This window comes from Pseudomonas viridiflava (assembly GCF_001642795.1).
Lineage (GTDB): Bacteria > Pseudomonadota > Gammaproteobacteria > Pseudomonadales > Pseudomonadaceae > Aquipseudomonas > Aquipseudomonas viridiflava.
Map to the genome: position 1 here is coordinate 1 of NZ_LKEH01000021.1, position 14,411 is coordinate 14,411.

The 14,411-nt window shown below is 60.2% G+C and carries 16 protein-coding genes and 1 other RNA gene; 8 read left to right on the forward strand and 9 right to left on the reverse strand.

Translation table 11 applies throughout. The features are described 5' to 3' along the window. Nucleotides 1-457 precede the first annotated feature (457 nt). The 4 genes from AO065_RS08040 to AO065_RS08055 form a co-directional block, all read right to left on the reverse strand. Nucleotides 458-1,678, reverse strand: coding sequence for a 2-octaprenyl-3-methyl-6-methoxy-1,4-benzoquinol hydroxylase (locus tag AO065_RS08040; RefSeq protein ID WP_004886775.1), 1,221 nt, complete (start codon nucleotides 1,676-1,678; stop codon nucleotides 458-460). A gap of 49 nt (nucleotides 1,679-1,727) precedes the next feature. After that, nucleotides 1,728-2,915, reverse strand: coding sequence for a 2-octaprenyl-6-methoxyphenyl hydroxylase (ubiH, locus tag AO065_RS08045; protein ID WP_004886778.1), 1,188 nt, complete (start codon nucleotides 2,913-2,915; stop codon nucleotides 1,728-1,730). Beyond that, on the reverse strand, nucleotides 2,912-4,246 hold the full coding sequence (gene pepP / locus AO065_RS08050; protein WP_004886780.1) for a Xaa-Pro aminopeptidase: 1,335 nt from the start codon (nucleotides 4,244-4,246) through the stop codon (nucleotides 2,912-2,914). The genes ubiH and pepP overlap by 4 nt, the downstream gene beginning before the upstream one ends. Before the next feature lie 71 nt (nucleotides 4,247-4,317). Then, nucleotides 4,318-4,872 (reverse strand): YecA/YgfB family protein, encoded by a 555-nt coding sequence (locus AO065_RS08055; RefSeq protein ID WP_004886783.1) that lies wholly within the window; start codon nucleotides 4,870-4,872, stop codon nucleotides 4,318-4,320. Nucleotides 4,873-5,021: 149 nt separating this feature from the next. Between AO065_RS08055 and AO065_RS08060 the strand changes: the two genes are divergently transcribed. The 4 genes from AO065_RS08060 (at nucleotide 5,022) to AO065_RS08075 (ending at nucleotide 6,480) form a co-directional block, all read left to right on the forward strand. Further along, nucleotides 5,022-5,231, forward strand: a complete 210-nt coding sequence (locus AO065_RS08060) for a TIGR02449 family protein (protein ID WP_004886787.1) — start codon at nucleotides 5,022-5,024, stop codon at nucleotides 5,229-5,231. Next, nucleotides 5,228-5,557 (forward strand): cell division protein ZapA, encoded by a 330-nt coding sequence (locus AO065_RS08065; RefSeq protein WP_004886792.1) that lies wholly within the window; start codon nucleotides 5,228-5,230, stop codon nucleotides 5,555-5,557. Before AO065_RS08060 ends, AO065_RS08065 begins: the two co-directional genes overlap by 4 nt. A gap of 30 nt (nucleotides 5,558-5,587) precedes the next feature. Beyond that, a non-coding RNA gene (gene ssrS, locus AO065_RS08070) (6S RNA) lies at nucleotides 5,588-5,766 on the forward strand. Nucleotides 5,767-5,868: 102 nt separating this feature from the next. After that, on the forward strand, nucleotides 5,869-6,480 hold the full coding sequence (locus AO065_RS08075; RefSeq protein WP_004886795.1) for a 5-formyltetrahydrofolate cyclo-ligase: 612 nt from the start codon (nucleotides 5,869-5,871) through the stop codon (nucleotides 6,478-6,480). A gap of 66 nt (nucleotides 6,481-6,546) precedes the next feature. Here the strand turns inward: AO065_RS08075 and AO065_RS27265 are convergent, their stop codons facing one another. Next, nucleotides 6,547-6,699, reverse strand: a complete 153-nt coding sequence (locus AO065_RS27265) for a hypothetical protein (protein WP_004886798.1) — start codon at nucleotides 6,697-6,699, stop codon at nucleotides 6,547-6,549. Nucleotides 6,700-6,882: 183 nt separating this feature from the next. Between AO065_RS27265 and AO065_RS08085 the strand changes: the two genes are divergently transcribed. Next, nucleotides 6,883-7,332, forward strand: a complete 450-nt coding sequence (locus AO065_RS08085; protein WP_004886800.1) for an EVE domain-containing protein — start codon at nucleotides 6,883-6,885, stop codon at nucleotides 7,330-7,332. 6 nt (nucleotides 7,333-7,338) lie between these two features. Here AO065_RS08085 and AO065_RS08090 read toward each other — a convergent pair whose 3' ends face one another. Beyond that, nucleotides 7,339-7,743 (reverse strand): flagellar basal body-associated protein FliL, encoded by a 405-nt coding sequence (locus tag AO065_RS08090; protein WP_004886802.1) that lies wholly within the window; start codon nucleotides 7,741-7,743, stop codon nucleotides 7,339-7,341. Between the two features lie 142 nt (nucleotides 7,744-7,885). On the opposite strand from AO065_RS08090, the gene AO065_RS08095 reads away from it, so the two are divergent. The 3 genes from AO065_RS08095 (at nucleotide 7,886) to glpT (ending at nucleotide 11,066) form a co-directional block, all read left to right on the forward strand. After that, nucleotides 7,886-8,863: an NADPH:quinone oxidoreductase family protein gene (locus AO065_RS08095; protein ID WP_004886805.1), complete on the forward strand. Its 978-nt coding sequence runs from the start codon at nucleotides 7,886-7,888 to the stop codon at nucleotides 8,861-8,863. 357 nt (nucleotides 8,864-9,220) lie between these two features. Then, the gene (locus tag AO065_RS27025; RefSeq protein ID WP_155500407.1) at nucleotides 9,221-9,382 is read left to right on the forward strand and encodes a hypothetical protein; all 162 of its coding nucleotides are present in this window, start codon (nucleotides 9,221-9,223) and stop codon (nucleotides 9,380-9,382) included. Between the two features lie 334 nt (nucleotides 9,383-9,716). Next, a complete protein-coding gene (glpT, locus tag AO065_RS08100) occupies nucleotides 9,717-11,066 on the forward strand; it encodes a glycerol-3-phosphate transporter (RefSeq protein WP_004886809.1) in 1,350 nt (449 codons plus the stop codon). Between the two features lies 1 nt (nucleotide 11,067). Here glpT and AO065_RS08105 read toward each other — a convergent pair whose 3' ends face one another. From AO065_RS08105 to ubiD, 3 genes are all read right to left on the reverse strand, one after another. After that, complete coding sequence (locus AO065_RS08105) at nucleotides 11,068-11,736, reverse strand: gamma-glutamylcyclotransferase (protein ID WP_004886814.1); 669 nt, start codon at nucleotides 11,734-11,736, stop codon at nucleotides 11,068-11,070. A 207-nt stretch (nucleotides 11,737-11,943) separates the two neighbouring features. Next, nucleotides 11,944-12,912 carry a CDP-6-deoxy-delta-3,4-glucoseen reductase gene (locus tag AO065_RS08110; RefSeq protein WP_004886816.1) on the reverse strand — a complete coding sequence of 323 codons (969 nt, stop codon included), beginning with the start codon at nucleotides 12,910-12,912 and terminating at the stop codon, nucleotides 11,944-11,946. Beyond that, nucleotides 12,912-14,378: a 4-hydroxy-3-polyprenylbenzoate decarboxylase gene (gene ubiD, locus AO065_RS08115; RefSeq protein WP_004886819.1), complete on the reverse strand. Its 1,467-nt coding sequence runs from the start codon at nucleotides 14,376-14,378 to the stop codon at nucleotides 12,912-12,914. Before ubiD ends, AO065_RS08110 begins: the two co-directional genes overlap by 1 nt. Between the last annotated feature and the right edge of the window lie 33 nt (nucleotides 14,379-14,411).

Sequence of the window (14,411 nt, forward strand, 5' to 3'; positions counted from 1 at the left end):
CCGGCGATGGCGTCAGTTCAGTCACTGATAGGTCGCTTCAGAAAAAGCATCGCCGGCAAGCCGCCTCCCACCGTCCGTGGTCGCAGCAAGACACGGGTATAACGCCTGAGCACAAGCATGGGCATGATCGGCGTGCTTGAGATCACACTGATCGTTCCCACTCGGCGCTCGGCGTTATACACAAGTCCTCCTGGAGGAATACGATGATGATCGTTCCTACGCTCTGCGTGGGAATGCCGCTCAGGACGCTCCGCGTCCGCTCTCGAATGTGGCGCAGATGTGTGCCCAGGCTCCAGCGTTATCCACGTCATGCGCTCGGCTTACTGAATCCCCAGTCTGTGCCATTTGTGACGCGGAGCGTCACGGGAGGCATGCCCACGCGGAGCGATGGGCACGATCAGTGNACGGACGTGTGTATAACGATGAGCGCCCTGCGTGGTAACGATCCGCCAAGACCTTACAACCTCGCCAGCTCCGGCAAATCCCCCGACAACCCCAGCGCCTCGCGGACGAACAGTGCCTTGGCTTCCGGCAGCTTGTTGACCACTTTGAGCCCGGTGTTGCGCAGCCAGCGCAGCGGCAGCGGGTCAGCCTGAAACAGACGCTCAAAGCCTTCCATCGCGGCCATCAGCGCCAGGTTGTGCGGCATGCGGCGGCGCTCGTAGCGACCCAGCACGCGCACGTCCGACAGCAACTCGCCACGTGCTGCTGCATGAGTCAGCACTTCGGCCAGCACGGCGGCGTCGAGAAACCCGAGGTTCACGCCCTGCCCGGCCAGCGGGTGAATGGTGTGCGCTGCGTCGCCGATCAGGGCAAGGCCTTTGGCGACGTAGCGTTTGGCGTGGCGCTGACGCAGCGGGACGCACAAACGTGCATCGACTGCCAGCACCTGCCCCAAGCGCCCTTCAAATGCCTGTTCAAGCTCCTTGCAGAACACTTCATCGGTCACTGCCATCAGCCGCTCGGACTCGGCCGGCGTCACCGACCAGACAATCGAACTCCAATGCTCGCCTTCACGATCAAGCGGCAGAAACGCCAGCGGCCCTTCGTCGGTGAAACGTTGCCAGGCGGTCTTTCTGTTCGGTTCGGCCGTGCGCACGCTGGTCACGATTGCGTTGTGCAGGTAATCCCATTCGCGGGTCGGCGTGCCGGTCAAACGGCGCACGGCGGAGTTCGCGCCATCGGCAGCCACGACCAGCGGAGCGCGCAGCTTGTGGCCGTCAGACAGGGTCAGCAGCCAGTCATCGCCGGAATAGCGCATCTGCTCCAGCCGCGCGTTGGCCAACAGACCGATATCGCTGTCATGCAGGCGGTCGAGCAATGCGTCCTGAACCACACGGTTTTCGACGATGTGACCGAGCACATCGGCGTGCACGCTGGAGGCGGAGAAGTGGATCTGCCCGGTGCCGCTGCCGTCCCACACATGCATGTGGCTGTAGGGGCTGACGCGCCGTCCGGCGATGCCTTCCCACACGTCGAGGCGCTGCAGAATCCGCTGGCTGGCCGCCGACAGGGCACTGACCCGCGGCTCGAACGTGGAGTCCGCGTCAAACGGCTTGACGCTCAACGCACCGCCATCGACCACGATGACGTCCAGGCCACTGCCTTGCAGGGCCAGCGCAAGGGCGCTGCCGACCATGCCGGCACCGACGATCAGCACATCTGCACGCGTTTCCATGTTCACACCGTTCCCGCTTGCGGCCGCAGCCGTGTTGAAAGTGCCTGGCTCAGACATCGGTTCGTGTCCCCAGACCCATCGCCTGACGGGCAAACCAGCGCTTGGCGGTGGGCAGCAGATCCAGCCCCAGCAGACCAAGGTTGCGACCTGTGGTCACCGCCGACTGCGTGCTGCCGAACAGGCGCGTCACTTTGTCACTGAAACCCACGGTCAATTGCTGATCGGCACGTTGACGCTCACGATAGATCTGCAGCGTTGCCAGATCACCCAGCGCCGCGTCGCTGTCGAGAAGCGTCTCAGCGAGCGCATCGGCATCGCGCAACGACAGGTTGAAACCCTGCCCGGCAATCGGGTGCAGGCTGTGCGCAGCGTTGCCGAGAATCACCAGATGCGAGCGCACCTGCTCTTCGGCTTCCACCAGCGCGAGCGGATACACATGCCGCGCGCCGACCTGACGCAAGGTGCCGAGGCGGTAGCCGAACACGCCCTGCAGCTCTTCCAGAAAACTGCGGTCATCCAGCTCGGCAAGGCGCTGGGTGTCATTGCCACGACGCGTCCAGACCAATGCGCAACGATTGTCCGGCAATGGCAGCAGGGCCATCGGGCCGTCATCGGTAAAGCGTTCGAACGCCTGACCGCAGTGAGCTTCACTTGGCGTGATGTTGGCGATCAATGCGCTCTGATCGTAGGGCGTCTGCCTTACACCGATGCCCAACTGCTCGCGCAGACTGGAGCGGCCGCCGTCAGCCAGCACAGCAAGATCGCATTCCAGTTCGGTTTCGTCGGCCAGCGTCAGGCGATACCCATCCGCCAACGGCTGCATGCTGCGCACCTCGGCGGGCACGCGCCAGCTGACGACGTCACGGTCCAGTCCGGCCCACAGGCACTGCCCCAGCCAGGCGTTTTCAACCACGTAACCGAGTGCAGGCACGCCTTCCTCGATTGCCGACAGACGCGTCGCACCGAAGCGGCCACGGTCGGACACCTGAATCTGCAGAATCGGCTCGGCCCGGCGCGATATCTGCTGCCAGACGCCAAGACGCTCATAAATACGACGCGCCCCAAACGACAGCGCCGAGGAGCGGGCGTCATAGCTGGGCTGATACGTTTCGCCTGGCGCGAACGGTTCGATCAGAACGATTTTCCAGCCACGTGCCTTGGCGCCTGCCTGCAAGGCAAGCGCAAGGCTCGCGCCGACCAGTCCGCCACCGACGATGGCTATGTTGAAACGGCTCATGCTGCCTGAACCCGTGAGGCGGCCATCAGTGCTTCGATCTCGGCCACTGTCTTGGGTACGTCGCCGGAAAGCACTTCACAGCCTTTCTTGGTTACCACCACGTCGTCCTCGATACGCACGCCGATACCTCGCCATTTCTTTGCGACATTCAGATTGTCTGGAGACACGTAAATGCCGGGTTCCACGGTCAGCGCCATGCCGACTTCCAGCACGCGCCATTCTCCGCCGACCTTGTATTCGCCCACATCGTGCACGTCCATGCCCAGCCAGTGCCCGGCCCGGTGCATGTAGAACGCCTTGTAGGCTTCGTCTTCAATCAACTGGTTCACGTCGCCCTGCAACAGACCCAGCTCGACAAGCCCGGCGGTAATTACCTGGACCGTCGCTTCATGCGCCTGGTTCCAGTGCTTGCCCGGACCGATGGCCTCGAAGGCCGCGTATTGGGATTTGAGCACCAGTTCGTAGATGGCCTTCTGTTCTGGCGAGAACGTGCCACTGACAGGAAAAGTGCGCGTGATATCGCTGGCGTAACAGTCGATTTCGCAACCGGCGTCGATCAGCACCAGATCGCCGTCCTTGAGGGCCGCATCGTTCTGCTGGTAATGCAGGATGCAGGCATTGCGGCCCGAGGCGACAATGGAGCCGTAGGCTGGCATCTTCGCGCCGCCTTTGCGGAATTCATAATCCAGCTCGGCTTCAAGGCTGAACTCATGCAGCCCGGCCCGGCAGGCCTGCATGGCCCGCACGTGAGCACGCGCAGAAATCAGTGCGGCGCCACGCATCACCTTGATCTCGGCGGCCGACTTGTACAGGCGCATGTCATGCAGCAGATGATCCAGCGCGACAAATTCGTTGGGCGGCTGTGCGCCCAGGTGCGCCTTGGAACGGATCACGTTGATCCACTCCATCAGGTGGCGATCAAACTCAGGGTTGCTGCCCATCGCCGAGTACACCCGGTCTCGGCCTTCAATCAGGCCTGGCAGGATGTCGTCGATATCGCTGATCGGAAACGCATCGTCCGCGCCGAAATCACGAATCGCGCCTTCCTGCCCGGCACGCAGACCTTCCCACAGCTCGCGCTCGGCATTGCGTTCACGGCAGAACAGCACGTACTCGCCATACTCACGACCCGGAATCAGCACAACCACGGCTTCCGGTTCCGGAAAACCGCTCAGGTACTGAAAATCACTGTCCTGACGATAGACGTGCTCGACATCACGATTGCGAATCGCCACAGCCGCAGCCGGCAGAATCGCAATGCTGTTGGGCTCCATCTGGGCCATCAGGGCTTTGCGTCGGCGGGCGTATTCGGCCTTGGGTATATGGATCATCGGCAACGTATGTCCTGATGGCGCGCATCGGTCGAAGCCTTGGGCATCAACCGATACGCAATGATGGGCAATCAGTGCAGGGAAGGCTTGGGTTCCGGCGTGGCGGGCTTGTTGCACTCGGTGAACAGCAACAGCGGCGCAACGCGCAGGTATTCCATGACTTCCATGTAATCGGTTTCGCCGTCCTCGGACTCTTCCAGCGCGTCCTGAACCTGGGCAATGGCGGCCAGATCCTGCAGAACTTCGGTTGCCTCGATGCTCAGCACCTTGTCACCCGCTGCCAGACCGAAGCCCGACAGGAAACCCTGGCACCACTGACCCAGCGCAGCAGCGCGGTCGGCCAGCGGCTCGTCGTCGCCCGGCAGCAACAGGACCACGGTCATGTCGTCGCTGGTGAGTTCGCCCTTGACCATTTCCTGCAGGCCGATCAGCGCCTGGCGGACGTTGTCTTCCGGCTCGGTTTCGAGCAGCACAGAGGCGTCGGCAAACCAGCCTTCGTTGTCGAAGCCTGCGCCCGCGCAGCTGCGGCCCAGCAGCAGGCCATGAAGTTCAGCGGGAGAAACCGGATGGCCACTGCCGTTGAGCAGAGTGGCGAATGCTTTGTACGGAGAATTCTGAATGGGCATGGGTAGCTAGTCGCCAAACGGCGCAATGTCTAGAATGAAGGCCTTGTATCCTAGACTATCCGCGCGCCAAGATCATCAACGCGACGGTTTGGGCCTGAGCGTGAACACGACACCCCTGCCATTCATCAGAAAGTACTCAGTGGAAAACAATGGAAGACACCGACCTGCAAGCGCTGATGAAACGAGTGGAGCTGCTGCTCAGGCACGCCGAGCAACTTAAATCCCAAAACGCACTCCTATTAGCTCAGGAAAAGTCCTGGCGCGAGGAACGCGCCCACCTCATTGAAAAGAACGAAATCGCCCGGCAGAAGGTCGAGTCAATGATTTCGCGCCTCAAAGCTTTGGAGCAAGACTCATGAGTAATGGCAACAGCGTGACCGTTCAGATCCTCGACAAGGAATATTCCATCATCTGCCCTCAGGAAGAGCGCACCAATCTGGTCAGCGCCGCCCGCTACCTGGATGGAAAGATGCGAGAAATCCGTAGCAGCGGCAAAGTCATCGGTGCCGACCGCATCGCAGTAATGGCCGCTCTGAATATCACTCACGACCTGCTGCACAAGCAGGATCTGCCTGATGTACAGGCCAGCGGCTCAACCCGTGAACAGGTTCGCGATCTGCTCGACAAGGTCGATCTGGTGCTCGCCACCGACACGCCCGGCACACCGGATTCAACACGGGGCTGATTATTTCGGGGCATTTCTGTATACTTGCGCTGCTCCCTGGAGTGCTTGCCAGTCGGTCATGTCCCTGAGCCGATACGCACAACCACGGGGGTTGCACGTTGGGGTTGGTGTGCATGTCCGCTCGACGGAAAGCCTTAAAACCTCCTGCAATCTCCACCTTGAACTTTCGGGTTCAAGGGCTACACCGACAGCGGTTCGTCGGGGAGTCCTCATTCAATCCATTGCCAGCCAACTGTCTGGCAATGTCGATCCTGCCTTGATACGCACCTCAAGGATCAATCTTCCGGATCAGCCTGCATGACCTCTCGCTCATGACCAGCGCACCTTCACTCTCACGCCCGCAATTGCGCCGCCAACTGCGCAAGGCCCGTCGATCCCTGACCCGCAGCCAGCAACGTGAAGCCGCCCGTGGCCTCTATCGGCAACTGGCGCAGCATCCCTTGTTCCGACGCGCCCGACATGTCTCGCTGTACCTGCCCATGGACGGTGAGATCGACCCCCGTTTGTTACTGCGTGCGGCACAGCGTCGCGGCAAGGCGACTTATCTACCCGTTCTCAATGCCTGGCCAAGAACCCGCATGGTGTTTCAGCGCGTGCGCCCCGGCGAGAAATTCAAACCCAACCGCTTTCGCATCCCCGAGCCGCGTATCAATCGCGCAAAGCAGCGCAGGATTTGGGCACTCGATCTGGTGCTGATGCCGCTGGTGGGGTTCGATGACGAAGGCGGACGCCTGGGAATGGGAGGCGGCTTCTATGACCGCAGCCTGGCGTACCGGGCGCGCAGAAGCACATGGCGCAAGCCGGTGCTGCTCGGTCTGGCTCATGAGTGTCAGAAGGTGGAGCGATTGGCGCAGGCCAGCTGGGATGTCCCATTGCAGGGAACGGTATCGGACAAGCGCTGGTATCTGGCTCAGGCACTCTGACCGGTCAGGCTTCGTGGCGAAGGCGTGTAGTGGTCAGAGCGAGACGGGGCGTATCGAGGGGGATAATCAGTACCGACCGGGCACTTTCTGCTGTTGCTGGGTAATCTCGACAGGCATGTCTTCCTTGCTTGTCCACAGGCTTTGCGCATAACCGGTTGTCACGACACCCAAGCCAAACAATACGACCAGAATCCAGAGTAAATCAGGCTTGCGTTTCATTGACTGCCCTCCTTAGGCAAATCAATACGGTGTCAGCAGCGGTTTTCTACGAGCCGTGCAGCAGCGTGGTGCTTAAAGGGCGGCATTCTGCGATAACGTGAACCAGTACGCAAATGCTGGCGCCAACCGACTGTCGGTTTGTCATAAAACCCACATGAACTTATTACTTGAGGAGCAACCGCAATGGCCTATTGGCTGATGAAGTCCGAGCCCGACGAGCTCTCGATCAGCGATCTGAAGCGCTTGGGCAAGGCCCGCTGGGATGGCGTACGCAACTATCAGGCGCGCAACTTCATCAGGTCCATGGCGGTTGGTGATGAATTCTTTTTCTACCATTCCAGCTGCCCCGAGCCAGGCATCGCGGGGATCGCGAAGATCACTGAAGCCGCTTACCCCGACCCTACCGCGCTGGACCCTGACAGCCATTACCACGACGCCAAAGCCACACCTGAAAAGAATCCATGGAGCGCCGTTGACGTGGAGTTCGTGGAACACTTCGGCAAAGTCCTGGGCCTCGGCTACCTGAAACAGCAAAGTCAGCTGGAGCAACTGCCTCTGGTGCAAAAGGGTAGCCGACTTTCGGTCATGCCGGTCACCGCCGAACAATGGGCGGCGATTCTGGCGTTGCGCTGATCAGGCTTACTGGACGATGAAGTTGTTGAACAGCAGGTCTTCAACGACCGGCTTGCCCTCTTCATCGTTCATGACGCGCTGGACCTGCTTGAGCGCTTCCTGACGGATGTTCTCTTTCGCTTCAGCGCTGCTCATGGTGTCCACGGTCTGCTGCGTGAACAGCGACACCAACTGATTGCGAATCAACGCATCATTGCGCTTCACAGCCGCTTCAGCGTCGGCACCGGTGACACGCAGGGCGATGTCAGCCTTGTAGACGCGCAGCTTGGGGCCGCCATCCAGCGCGTAATTGCCCACGAACGGTGGTGTCAGGGAAACATACGCCGCCTTGGGCGGACCTTCTTCCTTGGCTTCTTCCTGCGCCATGACGGGCAACGACAAGGCCAGCAACATCAGAATCCACGCTTTCACAGTCCACTCCTTCATTCGGTTTGCCGCATAGCTTATACAGCCGATATAGCTTATGTGTACTTATCAGGCCGAGTCATGCTCATTGACCCGCACACCCGCTTAACTGACTTTATCGGCCATCTCTGGAAAAGGAATAGCCCCGATGAAAGCCCTCTTGTGCAAAGCCTTCGGCCCCGCCAGCACGCTGGTGCTCGAAGATATCCCTGCGCCTGACATCAAGAAGAACGAAATCCTGCTCGACGTCCACGCCGCCGGGGTCAACTTTCCAGACACCCTCATCATAGAAGGTAAATACCAGTTCAAGCCGCCCTTCCCCTTTTCACCAGGTGGCGAAGCAGCCGGCGTGATCTCGGCGGTCGGGGAAAACGTCACCCACCTCAAACCCGGCGACCGCGTCATGGCCCTCACCGGCTGGGGCAGCTTCGCCGAGCAGGTCGCCGTGCCGAACTACAACGTGCTGCCCATTCCCGAAAGCATGGACTTCACCATAGCCGCCGCCTTCAGCATGACCTATGGCACCTCGATGCACGCCCTCAAGCAACGCGCCAACCTTCAGCCCGGCGAAACCCTGCTGGTGCTCGGTGCCTCTGGTGGCGTCGGCCTGGCTGCGGTAGAAATCGGCAAGGCGCTGGGTGCACGCGTCATCGCCGCTGCAAGCTCGGCAGAGAAACTTGAAGTCGCCAAAAACGCAGGCGCCGACGAACTCATCAACTACACCGACACCAGCCTCAAGGATGAAATCAAACGCCTCACCAACGGCAACGGCGCCGACGTGATCTACGACCCGGTCGGCGGCGACCTCTTCGACCAGGCCATCCGCGCCATCGCCTGGAACGGACGCCTGCTGGTCGTGGGCTTCGCCAGCGGCCGCATTCCCGAACTGCCGGTCAACCTGGCCTTGCTCAAAGGCGCTTCGGTCGTGGGGGTGTTCTGGGGTTCCTTTGCACAGCGCCAGCCGCAGGATAACGCCGCGAACTTCAAGCAACTGTTTGCGTGGTTTGAGGAAGGGAAGCTGAAGCCGCTGGTATCGCAGGTCTATCCGCTGGAGCGAGCTGGTGAGGCGATTGATGCGTTGGGGGGAAGGCGGGCTGTGGGGAAGGTGGTGGTTTCGATTGGCTGAGATATCTGGAACCCAGGCTCGCGGGGTCGGGCATCGTTTTTATAGCGATATATCTCACAGAATCATCAGTTTCTTCTTATAGATACAGGCTTGAAAACTCGGTCTGCTGACGCCTGATAGCAGAGAGGCGAATGTCTAAGATCGCTGCCGTTGATTCGGTAGTTCCGACTTGATGGCGCTCGAAGAAAACACGCAGGTCGACAATTTGTGGCGATATCGACCGGCTTGGTTTTATCAGCTCGCTCAAATGATGATGTGCCGACAAACCGTTGTGATGGTCAGCGATTCTCGTCTCGGCCATTCGACTCACATGCACCCGCTTGAAGCGATAGAGCTATGAAGCAGGAGCGCAGGGATATGCATTATTCCGCACCACAATCGAAATCTCTGGTGAGCGATCTGCAAGCTCTGAAGCGTGAAAAAATCGCTTTGGCAGCAAAGGCATTCGCTAAAGCCAAGGCAGAAGGCACTATAAGAGTTGTGGATCCTCAACACCGTCATTTGCCCCCCACTGCATAAGAACCTCTAATCAGGCTGCGATTACCTAATCGTTTGCTTGCACATTAAAAATGCCCGTATCGAAAGGTACGGGCATTTTCGTTCAAAGCCCTCAATAAAGTTGTGGATACCGCTTCAGCTTGGCAACAATTCGTCAGCGGACTTAGCCTTCCGTACGTGAGTGACCGTACCCATATCCTACTGCCTAGCTGAACCGTTAAACCTCCAAAGCGTTCATAAAACAACACGCCCAAGCCCCGATTTACGGGGTTTTTCAGTCAAAAGGCACTGCTTTTTTCTGTAACGAAAATGTAATATTCGCTTTCGCAAAAAAATAAGAACCCGGAGAGTCTCTATGTTTGCGTTTTTCCGCCCTGCCAGGCACAAGGCACCCCTTCCCGAAGAAAAAGTCGACAGCACCTACCGCCGCCTGCGCTGGCAGATCTTCGCGGGTATTTTCATTGGTTATGCGGGTTACTACCTGCTGCGCAAGAACTTCTCGCTGGCGATGCCTTATTTGATCGATGAGGGTTACACGCGCGGTCAGTTGGGCGTGGCGATGTCGGCGATTGCGATTGCCTACGGTCTGTCGAAGTTCTTGATGGGGATCATCTCCGACCGGTCAAATCCACGTTATTTCCTGCCCTTCGGCCTGCTGGTGTCGGCCGGGATCATGTTCATCTTTGGTTTCGCGCCGTGGGCGACGTCCAGTGTCACGATCATGTTCGTGCTGCTGTTCATCAACGGCTGGGCGCAAGGCATGGGCTGGCCGCCGAGCGGGCGGACGATGGTGCACTGGTGGTCGCAGAAAGAACGTGGCGGTGTGGTGTCGGTGTGGAACGTGGCGCACAACGTCGGTGGCGGCCTGATCGGTCCACTGTTCCTGCTGGGCATGGGCTGGACCAATGACTGGCACGCGGCATTCTACGTCCCGGCGGCCGTTGCCTTGCTGGTTGCCGTGTTTGCGTTTGCGACGATGCGCGACACGCCACAGTCGGTGGGCCTTCCGCCTATCGAGCACTACAAGAACGATTATCCGGAAGGCTACGATGCCAGCCATGAAGAAGAATTCAGCGCCAAGGAAATCTTCGTCAAATACGTGCTGCGCAACAAATTCCTCTGGTACATCGCGATGGCCAACGTGTTCGTCTATCTGCTGCGCTACGGCGTGCTGGACTGGGCACCGACCTACCTCAAGGAAGCCAAGCACTTCACGGTCGACAAGACCTCGTGGGCCTATTTCCTGTACGAGTGGGCCGGTATTCCGGGCACGCTGCTGTGCGGCTGGATGTCGGACAAGATCTTCAAGGGCAACCGCGGCCTGACCGGCATGGTGTTCATGTTCCTGGTGACCATCGCCACGCTGGTGTACTGGCTGAATCCGGAAGGCAACCCGACGGTCGACATGATCGCGCTGGTGTCCATCGGTTTCCTGATCTACGGCCCGGTGATGCTGATCGGTCTGCAGGCGCTGGAACTGGCACCCAAGAAGGCGGCAGGGACGGCGGCAGGCTTTACCGGCCTGTTCGGTTATCTGGGCGGCTCGGTCGCAGCCAGCGCGGCGATGGGCTATACCGTGGACCACTTCGGCTGGGACGGCGGCTTCGTGCTGTTGATCGGCGCGTGCATTCTGGCCATGGTGTTCCTGGCGCCGACGCTGCGTCACAAACAGGTCGCCAGCACCTCGCGTGAAGCCAAGGTCTGATTCAGGCCGTCGCTGACTGGCACCGCTTGAGCCGCGCCTCCAGATGCAAATCCGGCATGGCGTGGCTGCGCAGGGCGATGGCGGTCTGCTCGACGTAATCGCGGGTGGTTCCATACCGCCCGCTTGCGCTTGCCAGCACCTGGCTCAGCACGCTGTCCGGCAGATTGCCGGCATAGCTCGGCAAATGCCGCTCCAGCACGAACCCCAACGCCTGAACCTGCCTGCCATCTTCAAGACGGCAGCTGAGCCAGTGTGGGCGATAGGAGGGATAAGGCATCTCGCGCTGCCAGAGCGCCAGCAATGAATCTTCCAGACACTCATCCGGCAGCCGATAGGCAAAGCCGGTGCAGGAGCCGCCACGGTCCAGACCAAACACCAGTCCCGGAACCTCCGGCGTGCCGCGGTGCTCGTGGGACCACAGGTACAAACCGCGATGGTATCCATGCACGCGCCCGCGCTGACGCTCGACGGCGGTGCATTCAGGTCGCCAGATCAGTGAGCCGTAGGCGAACAGCCAGACCGGCCCACCCTTGTGACGCTTCATGGTGGCGTCCATGGATGCGAGCAACTGCTCGCGTGTCAGTTGCGGGCCAAGATCGATGACAGGTGGATACGTCAGGCCCAGACCGTCGTGTACGGCCACGGCCAGTTCGTTGATTGGGTTCTCCATTTGCCTCCCTGACAGTCTGGCTGCCAGTCTTTGCCGAGCCCCGCTGAATCGCTCACGGGCGAGCGGCCTCAGGGTGTCGTGGTACGTTCTTCGCTGCAGGCCAATAGCCTTTTTGCCAAAAAGAATCTGGCGACGATTTGACATCGCCAGACGCTATAAGCGGATCCAAGCAATTTACAATCCAGCCGGACCACCGTCAGTCAGGTATCAGGGACGCGGCGCGTAGGCAAACACGTCCGCACGCATCTGATGGGCGTCCATGCCAGCGCTGACCAGCGCGTCGAGGGTGCCGTAGATCATCGCAGGTGAGCCGCTGCCGTAAACGTGCACCGCCGAAAGATCCTTGATGTCGTCGCAGACCGCCTCGTGCAGCATGCCGCAGCGCCCTTCCCAGCCGCACAGATCACTGACAACCTTGTGCAGAAACAGGTTGGGCAGCTTCGCCCATTCGTCCCAGTGGCTGATGTCGTAGAAGTCTTCGGGGCGTCGCACCCCCCAGTACAGGTGCACCGGGTGATTGAAACCTGTGACGCGGCAATGCTCGATCAGGCTGCTCATCTGCGCCATGCCGGTGCCTGCGGCGATAAGAACCAGCGGCCCGTCAGGCAGTTCGGCCAAGTGGGTGTCGCCAAATGGCAGTTCGACCCGAGCCATCGCGTTGCGCTGCAATTGCTCGATGAGGCTGCGCGCGCTGTCTTCGCGCACCAGAACATGCAGTTCCAGATCGCGTCCTCGATGAGGAGCCGAGGCAATGGAGAACGCTGATTTCTCGCCGTTCTCACGTTCGATCATCAGGTATTGCCCCGCATGGTAGCGCGGCGCCTTGCCTGCCGGAGCGCGCAGCCCCACACGCCAGACATCGCCGCCGACCTCGACGCATTCGCTCAGTTGGCAGGCAAAACTGCGCACCGGCAACTCGCCCTTGGCCAGCACGCCGTCCCACAGCACCACGCAGTCTTCCAGCGGCTCGGCCAGACAGGTGTAGATCTCGCCGTGATCGTGCTCCTGACCCGACTGCATGACCCGGCCTTCGACCAGCAGCGCCGAGCAGACGTGGCAGTTACCATTGCGACAGCTCTGCGGGCATTCGTAGCCCAGACGCTGTGCGGCATCGAGAATCCGTTCACCCGGCAAGGCTTCCAGCACGGCCCCGGAGGGCTGCAAGGTTACGCGCATCACTTGATTCCCAACTGATCCCAGATCTCGTCGACCCGGCGTGTGGTGGCTTCATCCTTGACGATCGCCCTGCCCCATTCGCGACTGGTTTCACCCGGCCACTTGTTGGTCGCATCCAGGCCCATCTTGGAGCCCAGACCGGACACCGGCGAGGCGAAGTCCAGATAATCGATAGGCGTGTTGTCGATCATCACGGTGTCGCGCTTGGGGTCCATACGCGTGGTGATCGCCCAGATCACGTCATTCCAGTCGCGGGCGTTGATGTCGTCGTCGGTGACGATCACGAACTTGGTGTACATGAACTGCCGCAGGAACGACCAGACGCCCAGCATCACGCGCTTGGCATGGCCGGGATACTGTTTCTTGATGGTCACGACGGCCATGCGGTACGAGCAGCCTTCAGGCGGCAGGTAAAAATCGACGATTTCCGGAAACTGCTTCTGCAGGATCGGCACGAACACTTCGTTCAGGGCAACGCCCAGAATCGCGGGTTCATCCGGTGGACGGCCGGTATAGGTGCTGTGGTAGATCGGCTTGATGCGATGCGTGATGCGCTCGACGGTCAGCACCGGGAAGCTGTCCACTTCGTTGTAATAGCCGGTGTGGTCGCCGTAAGGACCTTCATCGGCCATCTCGCCGGGATGGATCACGCCTTCAAGCACGATCTCGGCGCTGGCGGGCACTTGCAGGTTGCTGCCCCGGCACTTGATCAATTCAGTGCGAGAGCCTCGCAACAGGCCGGCGAAAGCGTATTCCGAAAGGCTGTCCGGCACGGGAGTGACTGCGCCCAGAATGGTCGCCGGGTCAGCACCCAGCGCCACGGCGACCGGATAGGGTTCGCCCGGATGCTTGGCGCACCAGTCACGGAAATCCAGCGCGCCGCCGCGATGGCTGAGCCAGCGCATGATAATCTTGTTGCGGCCGATGACCTGCTGGCGATAGATGCCCAGGTTCTGGCGCTCCTTGTTCGGGCCTTTGGTAACGGTCAGGCCCCAGGTGATCAGCGGCGCGACGTCGCCCGGCCAGCAGGTCTGGACCGGCAACATGCCGAGGTCGACGTCATCACCTTCGATGACCACTTCCTGGCAGGGCGCGTCTTTAACAACCTTGGGCGCCATCGCGATGACCTTGCGGAAGATCGGCAGCTTGGACCAGGCGTCTTTCAAACCCTTGGGCGGTTCGGGCTCCTTGAGGAAGGCCAGCAGTTTGCCGATCTCACGCAATTCGCTGACGGCCTCGGCGCCCATGCCCATGGCAACGCGCTCAGGCGTGCCGAACAGGTTGCCCAGCACCGGAATATCGAAGCCGACCGGCTTTTCGAACAACAGGGCCGGGCCCTTGGCGCGCAAGGTGCGATCACAGATCTCGGTCATTTCCAGCACGGGCGAAATCGGCATCTGAATGCGTTTCAGCTCTCCGCGCTGCTCAAGCTGCTGTACGAAATCCCTTAGATCTTTGAATTTCATTAACCCGGCCACTTATCCAAATAGACGCACATC